The sequence below is a fragment of the Candidatus Poriferisocius sp. genome, from assembly GCF_965204145.1.
Lineage (GTDB): Bacteria > Actinomycetota > Acidimicrobiia > Acidimicrobiales > Bin134 > Poriferisocius.
The window spans coordinates 2,788,575-2,807,093 of record NZ_OZ241977.1 but is presented as its reverse complement, the minus strand read 5'-3'; the positions used below and the strand labels follow the sequence as shown (position 1 = coordinate 2,807,093).

General features: G+C 66.2%; 16 protein-coding genes and 1 tRNA gene. 5 read left to right on the top strand and 12 right to left on the bottom strand.

Annotated elements, in window-relative coordinates; all coding sequences use genetic code 11:
* Window positions 1-47: 47 nt before the first annotated feature.
* Window positions 48-854, top strand: a complete 807-nt coding sequence (locus tag ACOGI7_RS12985; RefSeq protein WP_419849178.1) for an SDR family NAD(P)-dependent oxidoreductase — start codon at window positions 48-50, stop codon at window positions 852-854.
* On the opposite strand, the gene ACOGI7_RS12980 is transcribed toward ACOGI7_RS12985, so the two are convergent.
* Genes ACOGI7_RS12980 through ACOGI7_RS12950 form a run of 7 tightly spaced genes read right to left on the bottom strand, consistent with a single transcriptional unit; the run spans window position 832 to window position 10,677 of the window.
* Window positions 832-3,600 carry an ABC transporter permease subunit gene (locus ACOGI7_RS12980; RefSeq protein WP_419849177.1) on the bottom strand — a complete coding sequence of 923 codons (2,769 nt, stop codon included), beginning with the start codon at window positions 3,598-3,600 and terminating at the stop codon, window positions 832-834. The genes ACOGI7_RS12985 and ACOGI7_RS12980 overlap by 23 nt on opposite strands.
* Window positions 3,600-5,594 carry an ATP-binding cassette domain-containing protein gene (locus ACOGI7_RS12975; RefSeq protein ID WP_419849176.1) on the bottom strand — a complete coding sequence of 665 codons (1,995 nt, stop codon included), beginning with the start codon at window positions 5,592-5,594 and terminating at the stop codon, window positions 3,600-3,602. Before ACOGI7_RS12975 ends, ACOGI7_RS12980 begins: the two co-directional genes overlap by 1 nt.
* A 9-nt stretch (window positions 5,595-5,603) precedes the next feature.
* Window positions 5,604-7,049, bottom strand: coding sequence for a hypothetical protein (locus ACOGI7_RS12970; protein WP_419849175.1), 1,446 nt, complete (start codon window positions 7,047-7,049; stop codon window positions 5,604-5,606).
* Between the two features lie 28 nt (window positions 7,050-7,077).
* Window positions 7,078-7,332 (bottom strand): hypothetical protein, encoded by a 255-nt coding sequence (locus ACOGI7_RS12965; RefSeq protein WP_419849174.1) that lies wholly within the window; start codon window positions 7,330-7,332, stop codon window positions 7,078-7,080.
* The gene (locus ACOGI7_RS12960) at window positions 7,329-8,624 is read right to left on the bottom strand and encodes an acyl-CoA dehydrogenase family protein (protein WP_419849173.1); all 1,296 of its coding nucleotides are present in this window, start codon (window positions 8,622-8,624) and stop codon (window positions 7,329-7,331) included. The genes ACOGI7_RS12965 and ACOGI7_RS12960 overlap by 4 nt, the downstream gene beginning before the upstream one ends.
* 9 nt (window positions 8,625-8,633) lie before the next feature.
* Window positions 8,634-9,911 carry a hypothetical protein gene (locus tag ACOGI7_RS12955; protein ID WP_419849172.1) on the bottom strand — a complete coding sequence of 426 codons (1,278 nt, stop codon included), beginning with the start codon at window positions 9,909-9,911 and terminating at the stop codon, window positions 8,634-8,636.
* Between the two features lies 1 nt (window position 9,912).
* A complete protein-coding gene (locus tag ACOGI7_RS12950; RefSeq protein ID WP_419849171.1) occupies window positions 9,913-10,677 on the bottom strand; it encodes a hypothetical protein in 765 nt (254 codons plus the stop codon).
* A 253-nt stretch (window positions 10,678-10,930) separates the two neighbouring features.
* On the opposite strand from ACOGI7_RS12950, the gene ACOGI7_RS12945 reads away from it, so the two are divergent.
* A complete protein-coding gene (locus tag ACOGI7_RS12945) occupies window positions 10,931-12,298 on the top strand; it encodes an FG-GAP repeat domain-containing protein (protein WP_419849170.1) in 1,368 nt (455 codons plus the stop codon).
* On the opposite strand, the gene ACOGI7_RS12940 is transcribed toward ACOGI7_RS12945, so the two are convergent.
* Window positions 12,285-13,499, bottom strand: coding sequence for an FAD-dependent oxidoreductase (locus tag ACOGI7_RS12940; protein WP_419849169.1), 1,215 nt, complete (start codon window positions 13,497-13,499; stop codon window positions 12,285-12,287). The genes ACOGI7_RS12945 and ACOGI7_RS12940 overlap by 14 nt on opposite strands.
* Window positions 13,500-13,505: 6 nt before the next feature.
* Complete coding sequence (locus ACOGI7_RS12935; protein WP_419849168.1) at window positions 13,506-14,252, bottom strand: arylmalonate decarboxylase; 747 nt, start codon at window positions 14,250-14,252, stop codon at window positions 13,506-13,508.
* A gap of 126 nt (window positions 14,253-14,378) precedes the next feature.
* Between ACOGI7_RS12935 and ACOGI7_RS12930 the strand changes: the two genes are divergently transcribed.
* A tRNA-Gly gene (locus tag ACOGI7_RS12930) sits at window positions 14,379-14,452 on the top strand.
* A 2-nt stretch (window positions 14,453-14,454) separates the two neighbouring features.
* Window positions 14,455-15,252: a sugar phosphate isomerase/epimerase family protein gene (locus tag ACOGI7_RS12925; protein ID WP_419849167.1), complete on the top strand. Its 798-nt coding sequence runs from the start codon at window positions 14,455-14,457 to the stop codon at window positions 15,250-15,252.
* 22 nt (window positions 15,253-15,274) lie between these two features.
* On the opposite strand, the gene ACOGI7_RS12920 is transcribed toward ACOGI7_RS12925, so the two are convergent.
* Both ACOGI7_RS12920 and ACOGI7_RS12915 read right to left on the bottom strand, forming a co-directional pair.
* Window positions 15,275-15,475, bottom strand: a complete 201-nt coding sequence (locus ACOGI7_RS12920; RefSeq protein ID WP_419849166.1) for a ferredoxin — start codon at window positions 15,473-15,475, stop codon at window positions 15,275-15,277.
* A 7-nt stretch (window positions 15,476-15,482) separates the two neighbouring features.
* Complete coding sequence (locus ACOGI7_RS12915; RefSeq protein ID WP_419849165.1) at window positions 15,483-16,709, bottom strand: cytochrome P450; 1,227 nt, start codon at window positions 16,707-16,709, stop codon at window positions 15,483-15,485.
* 107 nt (window positions 16,710-16,816) lie between these two features.
* Between ACOGI7_RS12915 and ACOGI7_RS12910 the strand changes: the two genes are divergently transcribed.
* Window positions 16,817-17,644, top strand: a complete 828-nt coding sequence (locus ACOGI7_RS12910; protein ID WP_419849164.1) for an EamA family transporter — start codon at window positions 16,817-16,819, stop codon at window positions 17,642-17,644.
* 42 nt (window positions 17,645-17,686) lie between these two features.
* Here ACOGI7_RS12910 and ACOGI7_RS12905 read toward each other — a convergent pair whose 3' ends face one another.
* Window positions 17,687-18,508, bottom strand: coding sequence for a class I SAM-dependent methyltransferase (locus ACOGI7_RS12905; RefSeq protein ID WP_419849163.1), 822 nt, complete (start codon window positions 18,506-18,508; stop codon window positions 17,687-17,689).
* Between the last annotated feature and the right edge of the window lie 11 nt (window positions 18,509-18,519).

The window sequence follows — 18,519 nt, the reverse complement described above, 5'->3', positions numbered from 1 at the left end:
GTGACCAAGCGCATCGTCATCACCGGCAGCAATAGGAGGAGCCCAAAGTGACCAAGCGCATCGTCATCACCGGGAGCACGAGGGGGATCGGCAACGGGTTGGCCCGAGAGTTCTTGAAGCGCCGATGCCAAGTGGCGGTGAGCGGACGGTCGGCAGGCCAGGTGGAGGAAGTCGTGGCCGAGTTAGGCCAGTACTACGGCCAGTCCAAGGTGTGCGGCTCGGCCTGTGACATCACCGATCCCCAACAGCTCCAGGGGCTGTGGGACCGCACCGTCAATGCCTTTGGCGGGGTTGACGTGTGGATCAACAATGCGGGCGTCAGCATCGCCCGCCAGCCGCTGTGGGAGCAGCCCGACAGCGACCTGGCTGCCCTGGTCAACACCAACCTCACCGGCGCGCTGCTGGCCAGCAAGACGGCCATCGCCAACATGGTGGGCCAGGGCCACGGCCAGGTGTGGAACACCGAGGGGTTCGGTTCCGACGGCGCCACCCAGTCGGGCATGGCGGCCTACGGGGCCACCAAGCGGGCGGTCCGCTATCTCCAGAAGGCCCTGCGCAAGGACACCGCCGATACTCCCGTGCAGGTATGCACTGTGTCGCCGGGAATCGTGGTGACCGACCTGCTCACCGGGGACTACGACCTCACCTCAGAGCAGTGGGAGAAGTCGAAGAAGATCTTCAACATCTTGGGCGACCACGTCCACACCGTCACCCCCTGGCTGGCCGACCACATCCTGGCCGCCGACAAGTCGGGGGCTCGGGTGGTGTGGCTGACCCGACGCAAGGCCTTCGCCCGGTTCATGACCGCTTCGTTCCGCAGGCGCGACCTGTTTACTGACGTGGAGGGGGCGTGATCGATCCGCTTCTGGCAATGGCAGTGGGGTCGCCTCCCAGATAGCTCTGCACCACCGCGGGATCGGCCTGCACCTCGGCGGGGGTGCCCTCGGCGATCACCGCCCCCACCTCTAGGGCGATGAGGCGGTCGCACACCGAGGTCAGCAGCGGCATGTCGTGCTCGATCACCACCAGCGTGATGCCGTAGGCCTGGCGGATTTGGGCGATCACCGTCCCCAACGCCTCGGTCTCCGCTTGGGCGATGCCGGCTGACGGCTCGTCCATGAGCAGCAGGCGGGGGCGCAGGGCCACGTTGGCGGCAAGCTCCACCAGGCGCCGGGTGCCGGTGGACAGCACGCTGACCGGCTGATCGGCCAACCGGTTCAGGCCGAACATGGCCAGCGTGTCGGAGGTGTGGTCTTCAAGCTCCCGCTCAGTGCGCGAGCCGCCCACCACGAAGCCGTGCTGGTGCGCCCGCTGGTTGGCCAGGAAGACGATGTCGCGGGGAGTCATGGTGGGAAACAGCGGGGCGTTCTGGAAGGAGCGCACCAGACCCCGGCGGCTGCGGGCCTCCGGCGGCAGTCCGGTGACATCGACGCCCTCGAACAACACCGTGCCCGCATGGGGGCGCAGATACCCGCTGACCAGCTCGAACACTGTCGTCTTGCCGGCACCGTTGGGCCCGATTAGCCCAAGCGTCTCGCCCTCGGTGACGGTGAACGACACATCGTCAACCGCCACCAACTCGCCGAAGCTGCGGGTGAGGCCCATAACTTCCAGCACCGTCCCGCCAGATCTTGTGGGCTGGGCTGACTCTGCGGACACCACCGAAGCCGCGCCAGCCTCGTACTCGGCCCCCTCGTCTCGGGCTGCAACCGGGTCGACACCCCGCAACCGGGCGATCTGGTCGATGAGGTTGCGCCGAGTGGTTTCCAGAAGCCCGTGGAAGCCCCGAGGCTGTTCCAGGATCAAGATCAGCCAGGCGGCATTCAACCCGGCCAAGGCCGAGAGCTCCAGGTCGAAGAACTCCCGGATGCCGATCAGATAGGCCGCACCGAACAGGGGGCCGGTGAGCTCCGAGAGGCCGCCGATGACGGCGAGCGAGACCACGTTGATGCTGTCGCTGGGGGTGAAGATGCTGCGGGTGACGAAGGTGTTGCTCATGGCCAGAATCACGCCGCCGATTCCGGCCACGAACCCGGCGAAGGCATAGGCCTGCAACAGCAGACGCCGAGGGGCGATCTGCAACACCCGGGCGGCGGCCTCGTTGTCGCGCACCGCCACCAGTGAGCGCCCGAACGAGGATCGGCGCAATACGTGGGCAACGGCCAGCACGCCGGCGAACACGGCCAGCGCCACGAAGTAGAAGGCCCGGGAGGTGGTGAGGTCGATTCCGAGCACACTGGCCGGACGCGACGACAAACCGGCGCCGAACGCCCAGTCTTGGCGGAGCAGCCAACTGAAGGTGGCCAAGGCGAAGGCCAGAGTGGCGATGGCCAGCAGCAGGCCCCGCACCCGCAGGGCGGGCAGCCCCACTGCGGCCGACGCCGCGGCACCGACCGCTCCGCCGCACAGCAGGCCCAGCAGCAGGCTGCCGGTGTCGACGGCCACCCGAACACCGGCCACCGCGCCGATGGCGGCGAAGGCAACCTGGCCCAGCGACAGTTGGCCGGCCAGGCCGGTCAGGAAGCTCACCGAGATGCCGATGGTGGCAAAGGCGACGATGGTGGACAGCACGAACGCCGAGCGGTTGCTGATCCCGAGCGGCACCAGCGCGGCGGCCACGGCGGCGACACCCCCCACAACCCAGCCCAGGTTTCGGATCAACCAGATGTCGCGGTACGAGTCGGGCAAGCGGCGACTGGGCGACAGGCTCGACCAGCGCTCCGAAAGCTCTCGGCCCACGCGCACCTGCATGGCCACCCCAACCAGGATGAGCAGGAACAGGGCCACCTCGAACCAGCCGGTGGCCTCGGGATTGGACGCCAGGATCTGCTCGACCAATCCGATTCCCAGCCCGGCGAGGAGCGCAACGGGAAGGTTGGCGAATCGGGCCAGGGCCGCCACCGCCAGGCCGCGGATGATGAAGTCGGGGCCAAGCGCGTCGGCGGTGACCGTCGACTGGTTGGGGATGATGAGCATGGCCGCGAAGGCGGCGATGCCCCCGGCCAGCGCCCACGAGAGCATGGCCATGTGCCGGGGATCCACCCCGGCCAATGTGGCCGAGTCGGGGTTGGCCGCCGCCCCCCGGATGGCGAGGCCGAATCGGCTCCTCTGGAGGAACAGGTAGAGCCCGCCGACCACCACCGGCGACAGGCACAACAGCGCGGTGGCCGACGGCGACACGAACACGGTGAGGTCGAATTGGGGGAATCCCGGCGGCTGGGGGAAGTTGCCCCCGCCCAGGCCCCCCTTGGAGAACGACAGCGACAGCAACAGCAGCGCCTCGGCCGCCCCCAGGGTGGCGACCATCGCCAGCACCTTGGGTGCGGCGGCCAGCTTTCGAACCACGAACGACTCGATTCCGGCCGCGAGCAGCGCCGCCACGATCAGGGCACCGACAAAGCCCAACCAGTAGGGCACCCCGTAGTCCTTGACCACCACCGACATCATCGAGGCGGCCACCAAGCCGATGGAGCCATGGGCAAAGTTGATGAATCCGCTGGATCGGTAGGCCAGAACCAGCCCGATGCCCAGCAGGGCGTATCCCAAGCCGAAGATGGTTCCCAGCAGCAACAGCGGACCGGAGACGTCGAACGAGCCCATCACTGCGCTCCGATTTCGCCGCCCTCGTGGCGGAGAGCCTGGGCCAGGCCTTCGAGGTAAGCGGCCTGCAACAGGTCGGGTCGGGAACGGAGCTCCTCGGCGGGGCCCGAATAGCCGATCTCGCCCTTCTCCATCACATAGGCGTGGTCGGCAACCGACAATGCGATGTTCACCGACTGCTCCACCAGCAGCACCGCCGCTCCCTGGTCGGCGATGCGCCGGACCACCGGCAGCAGGTCGGCGATCACCGTTGGGGCCAAGCCCAGCGAGAACTCGTCGATCAGCAGTAGGCGGGGTGGAGCGATGATGGCCTTGGCCAACGAGAGCATCTGCTTCTCGCCGCCCGACAGGGTGGCCGCCCGCTGGCTCGACCGCTCGGCCAAGCGGGGAAAGAGGCCGTAGGCCTCAGCAATTCCCTGGTCGCGCTGAGTTCGGCCGACCCCGTGGCCGAAGAGGCTGAGGTTGTCGGCCACGGTGAGGGGGCCGACCACGGCCTCGCCTCCGACGATCTGGTGCAACCCCATGCCGACCCGCCAGGTGGGGCGGGTCTTGGTGATATCCAGCCCGGCGTACACGATGCGACCGCCGATGGTGGGCTCAAGGCCGGAGATGGCCCGCAACAGCGTGGTCTTCCCGGCGCCGTTGGTGCCCAACAAGGCGACCACTGCGCCCTCCTCCACTTGGAGGTCCACCTCAAACAGCACCTGCACCGATCCGTAGGCCACCGACACCTGTTCGACCGATAGCAGCGGAGAACTGGAGCCCGCGTCATAGACCCGTCGAGGCACGGTAGCGGCCTGGGCTTTCGCCACCGCGGTCTCGGATTCGCGCGCCGGGGCGGCAAACCGACGAATGGCCCAGCCCGCCACCAACAAGGGCAAGCCCAGCCATCCGATCTTCCACTGGTCCGACCATGCCCCGATCACCTGGGCGTTGACCAGCGCGCCAGCCAACCCGCCCGCGCCAACCCAGAACACCTGGCGGGCGGACACCGCTCGTCGAACTGCGGGGGCCAGAGCCGGGAACACCGCGGCGTCCAGCCCGGCGGCGGCCATGGCGATGGCCCCGCCCGCGAACAACCAGCACACCACCAGCCCGATGTAAGTGAACGACAGGCCGCCCAGGAATGTCAGTGCGCCAGCGATCAGCAATTGGGTGCCGATGGCATCTGATCGGCGGCTGCCCCCCAACCGGTGCAGCCGGTGATACCACGGGCCGAACAGGCTGATAAGTGCGGCCGCTCCCGATCCGGCGGCGAGCACCGCGGCGTTCTGCGCGGCGCTGCGCTGCCATTCCCCCAGCAGAAGCGATTGGGCGGCGTCGGCGCCGCCGATCACCACCGCTCCCACGGCGAAGGCTGCCCCGTAGGACCGCCGAGCCCAGGGCACATCCACGCGGGCAACGGTCACCTCGACTTCTTGGTCCTCGTCGTGGGCCAAGGCGTGACGGCCCACCAAAAGCGCGCTTACCAGCGACAGCGCGGCGCTGATCCACAGCATTGTGTCGTAGTCAACCGGGCTGAAAATGCGAACCAGCAGCGGCCACGACGCGCCGGTGGCCACCGCGGCCCAATACCACGACATGGTGCGGAACCGGTCGGCGGGGAGGACATCGGTGGTCAGAAGAACCCGATGGGCCACCAGACCAGGGGCCGCTCCTACGGCCAGCAGCACGCCGCCGACGGTGAACAGGGTCAGCTCGATCGTCCAAGCCATCAGCCCCAGGCCCACCGCGGCCACCAGTCCGCCGAGCATCAGCAGCATTCCGGCGGGGAGCCTGTCGCGCAAACGGGGAACGATCAGCGCGGCCACCACCGCCACTGCGCCCAGCAGCGCAGCTTCTCCGGTTAGCGCCCCCAGCCGGTCGAGGCGCTCGGCGATCTCTGCTCGGTGGAACAGCAGAATCGGCAGCGGTGAGGCCAAGGCCGCCCCCTGCCAGGAGACCGCGGCCAAGAGGCGGGGGTTGCCCGGTCGCCCCTCAGGCTCTTTGACCATGGCGGCCGATTACCCGTCGAAGTCCACCGGATCGCCGGTCAGCGCCATGCACTCGCAGTCGGAGTCGAACCGGAAGCGTCGGTAGAGATCCCCTCCGGCGTAGCTTCCCTCGGTGAACTCCACCCCGTAGACCGACGCAGCTTCAAAAGAGTCGCCCAGGGCCCACAGCGCGTCGGTGACCCCCTGCGCGCTCACCTCGGTCATGTGGGGGGTGGCGGCCTTCAGCAGGCGCAGCACGTCGCAGTACATGAGCCCGGTGCGGATGTTGGCCCGCTCGGTGAACTCCAAACCAGCATCGGCAAAGATGTCGGCGCACTCCTGTTCGGCGGGGCTGGCCGGGAACGGGTACTGGTCGTCTTTCACGTCGTAGCCGGGCAGCACGCTGATGCCGCTGGCCCCCGGCATCATCTCCGGGTAGTTGAACACGTTGAACTCGGGGGCGTCGTGGCTGGTCACGGCGTAGGCGGGGGCGTAGTTCTGGGTGATGCTGGTGTCGATGAACCACGACACCAGCCGAGATCCGCCGATGGCCACCACCTTGTCCACCCCCGCTTCCTTGAAGTTGATGATGGCTTGGAGTTGGTCGTTGTTGAACGACGTCCCGTCGGTGGGGTCGATGGTGTTGTACGAGGCCACCTCCACTCCGGCGGCGGCCAGCCGGGGGGCGAACTGCTCGTCGTACACCCGCTGGCTCAACTCGGAGTCGATGGCGATGATCCCCAGCGTGCCCCCTTCGAACCAGCCGTCCTCGATGAGCCCCGTGGCCAGGCCGCCCACCAGGTCGTCATAGGAAGGGAGCATCGGTGACCAGTAGTAGGGGGCCAATTCCTCGAACCCCGCGTTGTCCACCGGATACAGCGTGGCATCGAACATGAGGGTGTTGGCGTTGCGATAGCAGGGTCGGGCGTTCTCCTGGAACTGGCCGGTCATCACCACTGCGAAGGCCTTGTCGTCCTGGGTGATGGCGTTGCACAGGGCTTCCTCGGATATCGGGCTGTCGGTGATGGCGTTGAACACGGTGACCTTGGCCTCGATTTGGCGACCGGCGATGCCGCCAGTGGCATTGAAGTGGTCGATCAGTGCCGCTACTTGGGCCTCGCGGTCGCCCTCATCTGGGGTCTCCCAGCCGAAGGCGGCAGCCACTGCCGAGGTGTCGGTGATAATGAACGAGATGGTGATGGTGTCATCGGAGACACCGGGGGTGTCCGGTCCGGCGGGCGCCAAGCCGCCGGTGGTGTCCTCGGGCTCAGGGGCCGGTGCCTCTGGTTCGTCGGGTGCATCGGGTACATCGGGATCTGCGGCTGTGGTCGGGGCCGCGGTGGGGGCGGCGGTCGGGGCCGAGGGTGCATCGTCGGCTTCCTGTGAGCAGGCCGCGGCCACCAGCAAGGTCACCATCAGCAGTCCCAGCGTCCGAGAAAGGAGCGATGAAGAGCGGCGATTGGCGAAAGAGATCATCGGACACACCTTTTCATAGGGCTGAAGTTCATATTCGGGCAGAACGGGTTGTGTCGGCGGCCCGGACCGCCGAGCGGTAGGCCGAACGCCGGCGGTTGAGCGCGTCCAGCGTGAAATAAGCCACCAGGGCGAGAAGGGCGATCACCAAGCCGGTCTGTCCCCAGCGGCCGACGTCCAGCCACAGGTCCCCCACAATGTGCAGGAACTCGTCGTTCATCCCCGTCAAGTAAAGGAACGCTCCCATCCCGGGGAAGAACCAGGGGAGCTTCCGCAGCGGGTTCATTGGGTGCCCCTAGTGGTGCCGAACTGATCGCCTTCCTTGCCGAACACCAGATACGAGGCTGCCTCCAGGCGGCCCCGCTCGGCGGGAAAGCCCTGCACTAACCCCATCGAGAGGTCGCGCAAGCCCCGGGAGACTGCGCCCGTCATCCCGGTGTTGCCGGTGCCGCACGCCTTGAGGGCCTGCACTGCGGCCTGGAAGCAGTTGTCGGCAATCTCCCCCTTGGCGATCCGCCAGTTGGCCACCACATCGTCCTTGGGGATGATCTCAGTGTCGGCCGTTTCCAGCAGGATCTGGCGGCGAGCCCAGAGGTAGGCGGTGTCGAGGTGGGCCCGCATCTTGCCGATGAGCTGCCGGTGCAGGTCGCTGCCGCCGATGGGCTCGTCGGTGCCGTGGTAGGTGGTGGTAGTGAGAAAGTCCAGCGCGAAGTCATGTACTGCCTGCGCCGCGCCGATGTACACCGACGACAGGGCCACCTGGTTGCCGACGAAGCTCCCCCGGCTCACCTGGGTCATCTTGACAAATGTTCCCGGCACGGTAAGCGCATTCTCGTCGGGGACGAAGGCGTCCTCCAGCACGATGCCGTGGGTGGCAGTGGCCCGCATGCCGATGGCGTCCCACTTGGCCCGCTCGCTTACCCCCGGCGTGTCTCGGGGAATCAGGAACACCGCCAAGAACTCGGCGGTGTCGCCGGTGTCGAGCTTGGCCGTCACCAGGTAGTCGTCGGCCACTCCGGTGGCGCAGCCGAACGACTTGACCCCGTTCAACAGCCATCCGCCATCGGCGCGGGACGCCTCGGTGGCGATGGTCACGGCGGCGTTCTTGGACCGCACCGACTCGCTGGCGAAATTGGCCACCCATCGGCCCTCTTCCCCCATGCGGCGCAGCACCTTCTCGCCGAACGCCCGCACGATGGGCACCTCGTCGTCGGCGAACAAACCGGCCTCAATGGCGGCCAAAGGCAGCAGGCCCCGAGACGAGCCGCTGCACTGGAAGAAGTAGGCCAGCGAAGTCGATGGGCAGGCGGTGGCCATGGCGAAGGTGGCCGCGGCCAGATCGCGCAGCCCGCCGCCCAACCCTCCAAAGGCGGTGGGAACGGTGAGTCCCAACAGGCCTGCCTCGGAGATGGTGCGGACGTGCTCGAGGGGAAACTCGCCCGTGCGGTCGGCCTCCACCGCTCGCTCCGCCAACGCGGACAGCACCTGATCGACCCGAAAGGCCCGCTCGCGCTCGGCGTCGGTCATGTCCTCCACCAGCAACTCGCCGGTTGCCCGGCCCTTGGCCTCAGCTGCCACTGCCCGCTCTCATTCTCCAAGATCCGATTCGATGCCGAAGATCAGATCGGACTCGCCAGCGTTTAGCTCCATGAGCGAGCCGAACGTGTGCCCGCTCCAGAACACCGTGCCATCGGCGGACACATCCAAACCAGTGATGTCGTCCACATCGCGGGTGCCGGTCCGCGCGACCCAAACCGGACTGCCAGCAAGGTCGAGTCCGACCACAATGCCATCACGATCGCCGAACCCTTCTCCGTCCCAGACCGGATCGCCGTAGGTGCTGCCGCTGACCACAATGAAATCACCGCTGTGCCGAACTTCGAACGCTGAGTCGGCCCCTGGCGTGCCCGCTTGCCAGCGCCACCGCTCCACGCCGTCGGCATCCAGTGATACCACGATCATGTCCCGCTCACCGGCGGGATTACCCGCGAAGGCACCCTCGGTCGATCCAGCCAGCAGCACTCCGCCATCGGGACCGACGCCCACTCCCTGGGTCCAGTCGAGGTCCGCAGTCCCGATCTGTGTAACCCAGACCAGACTGCCATCGGCCGAGAACCGCGCCGCAAACAGGTCTTTGTCACCCGCATTCGTGCCGTCGAAATCACCCTCGGTGTACCCGGTGACGTAGAGTCCGCCATCAGGGGCCAACGCCGAGCCCTGGCCCCAATCAGTGGCATCAGTACCGAAGTGCCGGAGCCATTGCTGATTGCCATCTGCGTCGTATTTGGCGGCGAAACCGTCAAACCCCCCAAGATCAGACTCGGGGTCAAGCGTGCTGGCGGTGTAGCCCGTGACGTAGGCACCGCCGTCGAAGGCGGTTACGTCGAATCCGCGGTCCCAGGCCGGCCCTCCGAACTGGCGTCGCCACAGCTCTTCTCCGTCGGCGTCGTGCCGAGATAGCCAGACGTCGGCCGAACCCTGATTAGGAGCGGCGTAGTCCCCCTCAGTGAATCCACCGACATAGATGGAGCCATCGGGAGCCACTGAAACCCCCAGCGGAGAATCGTTCTGCGGCCCTCCCATCTGGCGCGCCCATTGCAGCACCCCTTCGGGCGAATATCGGGCCAGGTACACATCCCGATGACCCTGGTTGTCGCGGGCCAGAGTTCCCTCGGTGATGGCGGCCAGTACGAAATCGCCGTTTGGCGCCGCCGAGACCCCGTAAGAGGTATCGGCCTGCTCGGTGCCGACTTGGATGATCCGCTTACTCTGGGCGGCGGATTCCGGTTCGGAGTCGCCACCGCAGGCCACCGCGGCGATGGCCGCGATCCCGGCAACGGCGAGAGCTGCCCTGAGGCTGATCACATCAGGCCGCGGCGCGACCGCTCCTGCGCTGGCGCATCCACAGCGCCACCAGGGCAAGCACCACGACCACGATGATCACCGGAAGCAGCCACACCCAGACTGAGCTTCCCCCATCGTCGTCATCAGCGGCCGGGGCCGCGGCCGCGGGGGCCTCGGTTGGCTCTGGTTCTGGCTCGGGCGCGGGGGCAGCGGCTGCCTCGGTTGGTTCCGGCTCGGGCTCTGGTGTCGGCTCGGGCTCGGGGGCCTCGGTCGGCTCGGGCTCTGGTGTCGGTTCCGGCTCGGGGGCCTCGGTCGGCTCGGGTTCGGGCGCTTCGGTCGGCTCAGGCTCGGGCGCACTCTCGGCAAATGTGATCTCCTGGGCGGCATAGTTCGCGTTGCCACCAATGCCATCTCCAGCGACGATGAAGCAGGGAGTGGTGTGGTCGCAGCGTCCGGGCACCACGGCAACCGGATAGTCGAGGGTGGCGGTGCCATCCTCGCCAATCGTCACAATGTGCATGCCGTAGTTGCTCAGTTCGCAATCAGCCGGTCCAGCTGCCGGGAACCTGAAGCAGGTGACGATGGTGGCAGTATTGCCCGGCAGCCAGCTGGTGAGCGTTACGGTTACCACCTCGCCGTCTTCGATGTTCTCGCTCTTGGAGAGCTCCATAGTCTCCCCGTTGTGCCCCTCACCATGGTCGGCAACTGCCGCCGGGACAACAAACAGACCGACAAGGGTGATGGCGGCGCCAGCAATCAGCAGGCGCCTGATAGTGCGATCCAACATGTGTTCCCCCTCCTAGTGCCCCATGAGCAGCAGTGGATTTCTTGGCATTTCGAATTGCGAAACGGCCTTGCGGGCAAGTGTGCCATTGCCCGCAACGACGGACTTAGGCTAGAACGAAACAGTGTTCCGGTCAACGAAACACGCAGTGGTCGCATCGGCAATCGCATTTGCCCTGCTCATCTCGGGCTGCGGCGGCGGCAGTCCGCAACGAGCGGCCCCAGCAAGCCCGCAGCCAACTGCTCCAGCGGAATCGGTGGCGCCTTCACCGACGGCCACGTCTCTGCCAACCGCTTCTGCCGAGCCCGCCCCGGCCGAACCTGCCCCCATAGATGACGACCCGGTGCCCCGGGATGCCGAGGGCAACATCATTCCCCCCGACATAGAACCAACCACGGCCGCCGACCAGCGGTTCTCAATCACGGTGGTCGCAGACTTCGCCGACGGTCCCGCGGGCGCCGAGGCGGCCGACATGGACGGCGACGGCGACCTCGACCTGGTGGTCAACTCCTTCGGCTGGCGGGGCATCAACCCCACCCCGGTGCAGTTCCCGCCCGGCTCCCTCACCATCTACTGGAACGGGGGCCGCGGGCTAGACGACTGGACTCCACAGCCACTCTTCACCCGGAACGATGGGATCTACTTCCCCAACGAGGCCCTGCCCCATGACATTGATGGCGACGGCGACCTCGACCTGTTGGTGAGCGGCGGCTTCTTCGTGTGCGAGTTCAACCCGGCGGTGGGCCCCTGCGGTGCGCTGTTCTGGCTGGAGAACTCCGAGGGCGATTGGGTTCGCCGGGACATCGTCCCCAGTGGGTCGCCGTACTTCTACCACCGGGCCGAGTTTGTCGACATCGACCATGACGGCATTGACGATCTCATCACCGTGGCTGAGCTGCTCGACGACGCCGAAGCGCAGTGGTTCAAGGGCACCGAGGAGCCCAACCGCTTCGACCCGACACCGATGGTCATCGGCCGCGGCGGTGGAAGCCTCCCGGTGGCCCACGACGTGGACGGTGATGGCGATCTGGACCTGGCCAGCGGCCAGTACTTCCTGGAGGGCCAGTCTTACGTGTGGTTCGAGTACATCGAACCCTCGTCAGATGCCTGGCCGGAAGGAGTTTGGGAGCGCCACGACATCACCGATGCCCAAGGGCGCACCATCCAGCTTTCGGTGATTCCCAACCTGTACGGCGAGGGGACTGTGGGTTGGGTGGGTTCCAACCACGTGCCCACCCCTGAAACCCCGGATGACCACGAGGCCGGCATCTACATCATGGAGCCGCCGTCCGACCCTCGCCTGCCCTGGGGCCAGAGGATGATCAGCCACGGTATCGAGTCGCGCCCCACGATCGGGGCTGCCTTCCAAGCTGCTCCCGGGGTCTTCTCATGGGGAGACGTGGACAACGACGGCGACATCGATCTCACTGTCTCCGGGGACGGCGACGACCGGGTGTTCTGGTTCGAGCAGACAACTCCGGGCCAGTTTGTGCAGCATGTGCTGGCCGAGTCGTTCGCTCAGGCGGCTGGAGGAACGGTGGCCGACTTAGACGGCGATGGCGACAACGAGGTGGTCTTCACCAGCTATGAGACCCACGAGGTGTTGATCTTCAGCCTGTCGTGACTGCGCCCGTTTCCTCGAGTTCGGCTCGCATGGCGGCCACGGCATTGATCATGCTGGCCTGGAGCATGTAGGCCCGGGCCGCCTCGGGATCGGCGGCGCGGGCGGCCATCTGGTCGAGCGCCCGTCGGCGAGCGGCCCCATCGGGTGCGGCCAGGCTCTCGGCATTCTCATGAGTGTGCCGCCTCACGTATTCGATGGCCAGCGTCCGCCGCAGCTCAGCGTGGTGGGCCAGACGATCAGCCCCCAGGTCGCCCCGCAGCACTGAGGCCAGCGAAGCCCCCAGCAGCACCGCGTCGTGGATGCCGCCGTTCATGCCCATGCCGCCCAGGGGATTGTTGATGTGGGCGGCGTCGCCCATCAGCACCACCCGGCCGACGAGAAAACGGTCGGCCACCCGCTGGTGCACTCGGTAAATGGTCCGGTGGGCAACCTCGTAGGGCGCATCGCGAGCCACTATCCCCTGGAGCCGTCGCTGGGCGCTCTCGTCGCCGAGCGCCTCAGCATCGGTCTCATCGTCGCCAACGGGAAACAGCGCCCGCCAGAGATCCCGGGTTCGAAGCAGCACCAGCCACTCATCGGGATCGGAGATGTAGTTGACGTAGGCCAAATCGTCGAGGTGGTTGGCCATCTCGAAGGGCGTGGACAGCACCAAGTAGCGGTCTTCATAGGTCATGCCGTCAAACCCCAACCCCAGCGATTTGCGCACCGCGCTGGCCGCGCCGTCGGCAGCCACCACCGCGTCGGCGGCCAAGGTCTCACCGGAGGCCAGCTGGGCCGAAGCGGCATCGCCGTGATCGACGGCACCCACCACCTCGGCGCCGAATCGCACGGTGACGTTGGCCATCGAGCGGAACCGTTCGAGCATGATCTCGCACAGCTTGAACTGCTCGCACTGAAGCCGGAACGGATGGTCGGTCACGTCGGCCAGCGCACCGAGGTCAAACTCGGCCACCACCCCCTGCCGCCGGTCCCGATAGGCGAAACGGGGGGCGATCAAGCCCCGGCTGATCATCTCGTCGACCACGCCGAACCGGTCGAGCAGATCCAGGGTGGCGGGGTGGAAAGTGGATGCCCGCAATTCCCGAGGCAGCTCGGGGGCAGCCTCCAGCAGCGTCACGTCGATGCCGCTCGAGGCCAGCATGGCGCTGGCCACGCATCCGACCGGGCCGGCGCCGACGACGATGGCGTGGGGCGGCGGCACGGGCGGCTAGAACTCGCGCAGCATCATCCCGTGGCCCACGAACTGGTCGTCGATGTCCAGCGTGCGCAGGGCGTGCCACAGGCAGATGGCATTGATGGCCAGCACCGGCTTGCCCAGCCAGCGCTCGGCCTGGTCGGCCACCTCGACCATCGACAAGTTGGTGCCGCACTGGACAATGGCGTCGATGTCGTCGCCATCGAGGTCTTTGAGCACTCCCACCAGCGTCTCAGGAGTCACGTCGGCTATGGACGTGGCCGAATCGCAGCGCAAGCCGTGGACCCGCTTCACCTCATAGCCGCACTCGGTGAAGTACCCGTACACCTGCTCGTCGGCCGCTGGCTGATAAGGCGTCAAACAGGCGATGCGCGACACGCCGAGGCGCTCCAAGGCAGCGTTGCAGGCCGCCGCACCCGATGTGATGCCGACGTCGCCGGCGATCTCCGCCACCCGGGCCTGGAAGGCGGCGTTGCCCTCCTTGCCCCCCCAGAAGGTCTCGGCCGACATCCCCATGAGCAGGTGGTCGGGCTTGCAGGTCATGAGATCGTGTACGGCGGTGGGAATGGTCTGGCGGATCAGGTCGAGAAAGTGGAGAAACGCCTCGTCGCTGCTCAGATCAGGAGCCTCGACTAAAAAGCGCCCGCTGTGGAACGTGACCCCCGGGGGCCGCACCCGGGCGAAATCGTGCTCGACCACGGTGTTGGTCGATGGCACGATGACCCCGATCTTGGCCCGGTAGCCGACAACATCAGGCATAGGCGTCCCTCTCAATCAGCGCTCTTGCGGAATGATGTTCCGCTCAAAGGAACACTAGCCGTCCCGGTATGAACGGCAATTGTCGGTTCACTGACTGTCCCCGGTTGGGTATAGTGCCGGGCACCTGCGGGTGTAGTTCAGTGGTAGAACCCCAGCTTCCCAAGCTGATGACGCGAGTTCGATTCTCGTCACCCGCTCCACGATGACGGGGCAGATCTATTTGGGCACAGTGGCCATCGAGCCGAACCGCTGGGGTTTGGCCGAGTCCGGAGGGCACCCCCTGACCCGGGTTTCCGAGTGGCTAGCGGCCATCGCCGAGGCGGGCTTTGACGGGTTGGAGCTGTGGGAGCGCCACGCCCGTTCGGTGCCCGACGAGGAGTTGGACGCGCTGTTGGCCTCGGAGATCCCCATAAGAATCCTGAGCTGCTACACCAGTTGGGACGAGCCCGACGACTCCGACCGGGCTGAGACTGCGGCGTGGATAGAGCGAGTGGGAGCACAGGGCGTCAAGTTCAACGTGGGCAGCGATCCCGACTCCATCGCCGCTTACACCGAGCGGCTCCGTCGCTTCGAGGCCGAAGTGCCCGACGGCGCCCGGCTGCTGTGCGAATGCCACTTTGGGACGGTGGCTGAGGATCCCAACGTGGCTCGCGGCATGTTCGACTCCATTGCCGACGCCGACCGGCTAGGAGCCATTGTCCACGTTCATCCCATGGCCCGAGACGAGTGGTCGGAGCCGTTGGGTGTGCTCGGAGATCGGGTACGCCACGTTCACGTTCAGGTGGCGGAGGTTCCTCAATCCACCAGCGCCGCTGAATTGAGCGAAGTGCTCCGGCCAGCAGCCGATGCCATAAGCGCCGCATCCCCGACCGCCACCTGGACCATCGAGTTCTCCCACGGCATGTGGGGCTTCGGTCGCGACGACGCCGAGTTCGACAACCCCGCCTACATCCTCCAATCTGCTCGCCGCGACCTCGAAGCTCTCCGAGCCGTGCTCTGATCAGCCTCTTTGTTAGGGGTGGTCAGTAGCGGATGGCGCGGCTGGGGCAGAGCGTCTCCGCTTCTTCGACGGCCTCTCGCTCGGATTCGGGCGGATGCCTGTCGATGACGTGGGAAAGGGCATCGTCGCCCAGCCGGAACACCCGGGGCGCGACTCGCTCGCAGTAGCCCACCCCCTGGCATTGCAGGTGGTCGACGGTGACGTGCAGCTGATCCTTGCCCATCGCTCGCCTACAACTTGGTCAACAGAATCGGGAAGCGGCCGTAGGCGTCGTGGTGGCTGGCCTCGGTGTAGGCCGGGGGATCGCCGGGGTCGATTTCGATGCCGGCGTTGTAGAGCGCGCTGGCGATGTTGACCAGCGTGCCGTCGGTTCCCTCGTCGTTGTCGGTGCGGGCTGAGAGGCCGGTGACCAGGGTGCGCCCGATACAGATGTGCTCCCCACCACCGAAGGTCAAACCCCAGGGCTTCACCGAGATGACCTCCCGATAGGGGTTGAACTCCCCGGCATCGGGGCCGAACACATTGGGATCGCGGTTTGCCGGGGTGAACAGGCACGCCACCCGCTCATCGGCGGCGATGGTCTTGCCGTTGCTCAACGTCACGTCCTCGTTGGCGATTCGCAGCAGAGCAGGGGATGGCAGGTGCAGCCGAAGGGCCTCGTGGGCGGCCCGCTTGATGTACTCCCGGTCGGTCACCTTGGCTCGATCTTCGGGGTGGGCGTCGAACCACTCGTCGAGGTGGGCGATCAGGTGGGGCACCGAATGGGTGGTGGTCTGGGTGGCCGCCACCAAGAACAGGCAGGCCTCTCGGATGGGCAGCCCCTCATCCCAGTCGTCGTTCCAGTGCAGATACAGCATGGTGATGAGATCGACGGGCAGTTCGTCTCTTTCGATCTCACCCCGGTGGAACTGCTCGATGAGAGCCCGGCGGCGGGCCACTGACGAGGCGAAGAAGTCGCGGTCGAAGTCGTCGCGCACCGCCAGGATGCGCCTGATCACCTCGTCGTGGTCCTCGGTGGACCACTCGACGGTGGCCCCGGTGCCGAGCTGCTCGACGTACTCCCGAAATGCGGTGGTGCGCTCGGGGGTGTCCACCCCGTCGATTCCTGTGGTAGCTGCCGCAATGCGGGCCAGCATGGTGCGCAGCAGCACACAAAGGTCGGCTCGCACGATGCCGTCGTCGCCCCGGTTGTCCCGGCACTCCTCCAGTGTTTTGCCGATAAGCGGAATCAACTCGGTGTGCTCGTAGTACTCGAGTGCGGCCTTGGCGAACAGCGGGGCCTCCAACCGGCGGCGCTCGAAGTGCTCGTCGCCGTCGATGGTCAACAGGGAGCGCCCGAAGAACGGCTGGCTTTCCTGGTGCGACCCCTGCCGGAAACTCCGAGACCGGAGAATCTCGTCGATCTCGGCATAGGTGATGAAGTGCTGCAACCCCACAATGTGCGGGGGCGGCGGCATCTCTCGGATGGTGGGCTCTCGAGTCGGCACAATTGGACCTCCCGTGCGAAACAGAAGATAGCCGGTGAGCAATCGGGCATCTCTTGGGCCACTAGCGTGCGGAGGGCATGCCGGTTTTGCTGGGGGCTTTGGCGTCGGGGCTGATCGGCGTTTCCGACTACTTCGGGCGGTATTGCAGTCGGCGCGCCCAGGCCATGACCACGGTGGGCACCGCGTTCGTGGGTGGGCTGGGCATCACGATGGTGCTGCTAGTGATTGTGCCCAGTGCCATCACTGCCGCTGACTTGCTGCTGGGGGCGGCCTCGGGAGCGCTCATCGCCATCGCCCTCTCGGCCATGTGGCACAGCCTGGCCGTGTCCTCCTCGGCCATTGCCTCGCCCATCGTGGCCGCCTTCACATCGTTGGGGCCGCTGATCTATGGAGTAAGCACCGGCGAACGTCCCACTCTGGCGGCCAACATCGGCATTGCCGTGGCTGTGGCCGGGCTGCTGTTGGCCGTGATCGTGCCCCAGACCGTGACGAACGTCGGCACAGGCATCGCCTACGCCATCCTCGGCGGACTCGCCTTTACCGCGGCCATCGTGTTGCTGGATCGAACCAGCGTGGACAGCGGCATGTGGCCCGCCGCCACCCAGAGGGCCGCCGCCCTGGTGTTCATGCTGATGGTCACCCGGGCTAGGCGCATTCCCCAGATCCTGCCCCGCTCCCTGCGGTTGGCTGGCCTGGCCGGAGGCATCGCCGGCGGCTTGGGCATGGCGTCGTTCATCGCCGGAGTCCAGCGAGGCCCAGTGGGGGAGGTGTCGGTGGCCGGCTCGCTCTACCCGGTGGTGACCATCGCACTAGCAGTAGTCCTCGACGACGACACCCTGCGCTGGTGGCAGGCTGTCGGTATCGCCGCCGTGCTGGCCGGCACCACCCTGATCACTGTGGGGTGAATTCCGCTATCTGCTGGTGACCGTGTCTTCGCCAAATTGGGTTCAGTTGGTGATGTCGAGCTGGGGCTTGCGAGCTCGCGTCACGATTGAGGTGGACATGTAGTGGGCAAGGGCAAGCTCGTCATGGCGATCCTCGTAGAAGCCGATGATTTCGAATCCGGCATTAATCTGACCGCCAATCTGTTGTTCCAGCGTATGGCTGTATTCGAGAGTGATGCCGTCCTCGATGAAGCTGTCTCTCTCCTCGGGATCCAAATCCACCGCATCAGCAAAGGGCAGCTGGTGGCGCACCGTCAATGCGCCGCGCTCGTGATCTCTCCAATCAAAGATGTAAATCGCCGGGTTGTTGAATCCCGACACGAGCGTTCCTCCCGGTCGGAGCACCCGAAACGCCTCCTCCCACACGGGCTCGATGTCGGCGATGAAGAGGTTGGAAATTGGATGGAGGATGAATTCGAATGAGTCTGGTTCAAACATAGAAAGGTCGGATATGTCTGCCTTCACAGTGTTGATAGACAATCCCTCCCGCTTGGCCACCATCCGATCGACATCTAGTTGACCCTCCGACAAGTCGACCAAGGTGACATTCGCGCCGGCCGCAGCCATTAGCGGAACCTGCTGACCGCCGCCGGAGGCAAGGGCAAGCACTTCAAGACCTGAGAGGGCAGGGAACCATTCTGCGGGGACGATTTTCGACGGTGTGAGCTTGATTCTCACCTCACCCTGACGGGCGCATTCCACATCTTCGGGTGTGACCGGCGTAGACCAAATGCCCCCGGTTGCCGCTGACTTATCCCAGGCCGCGGTGTTGTACTTGGCGACCTCAGTTGTCGACAAAGACTGCTTCGGTGCGTTCTCAGTCAAGGCAGGTCCAA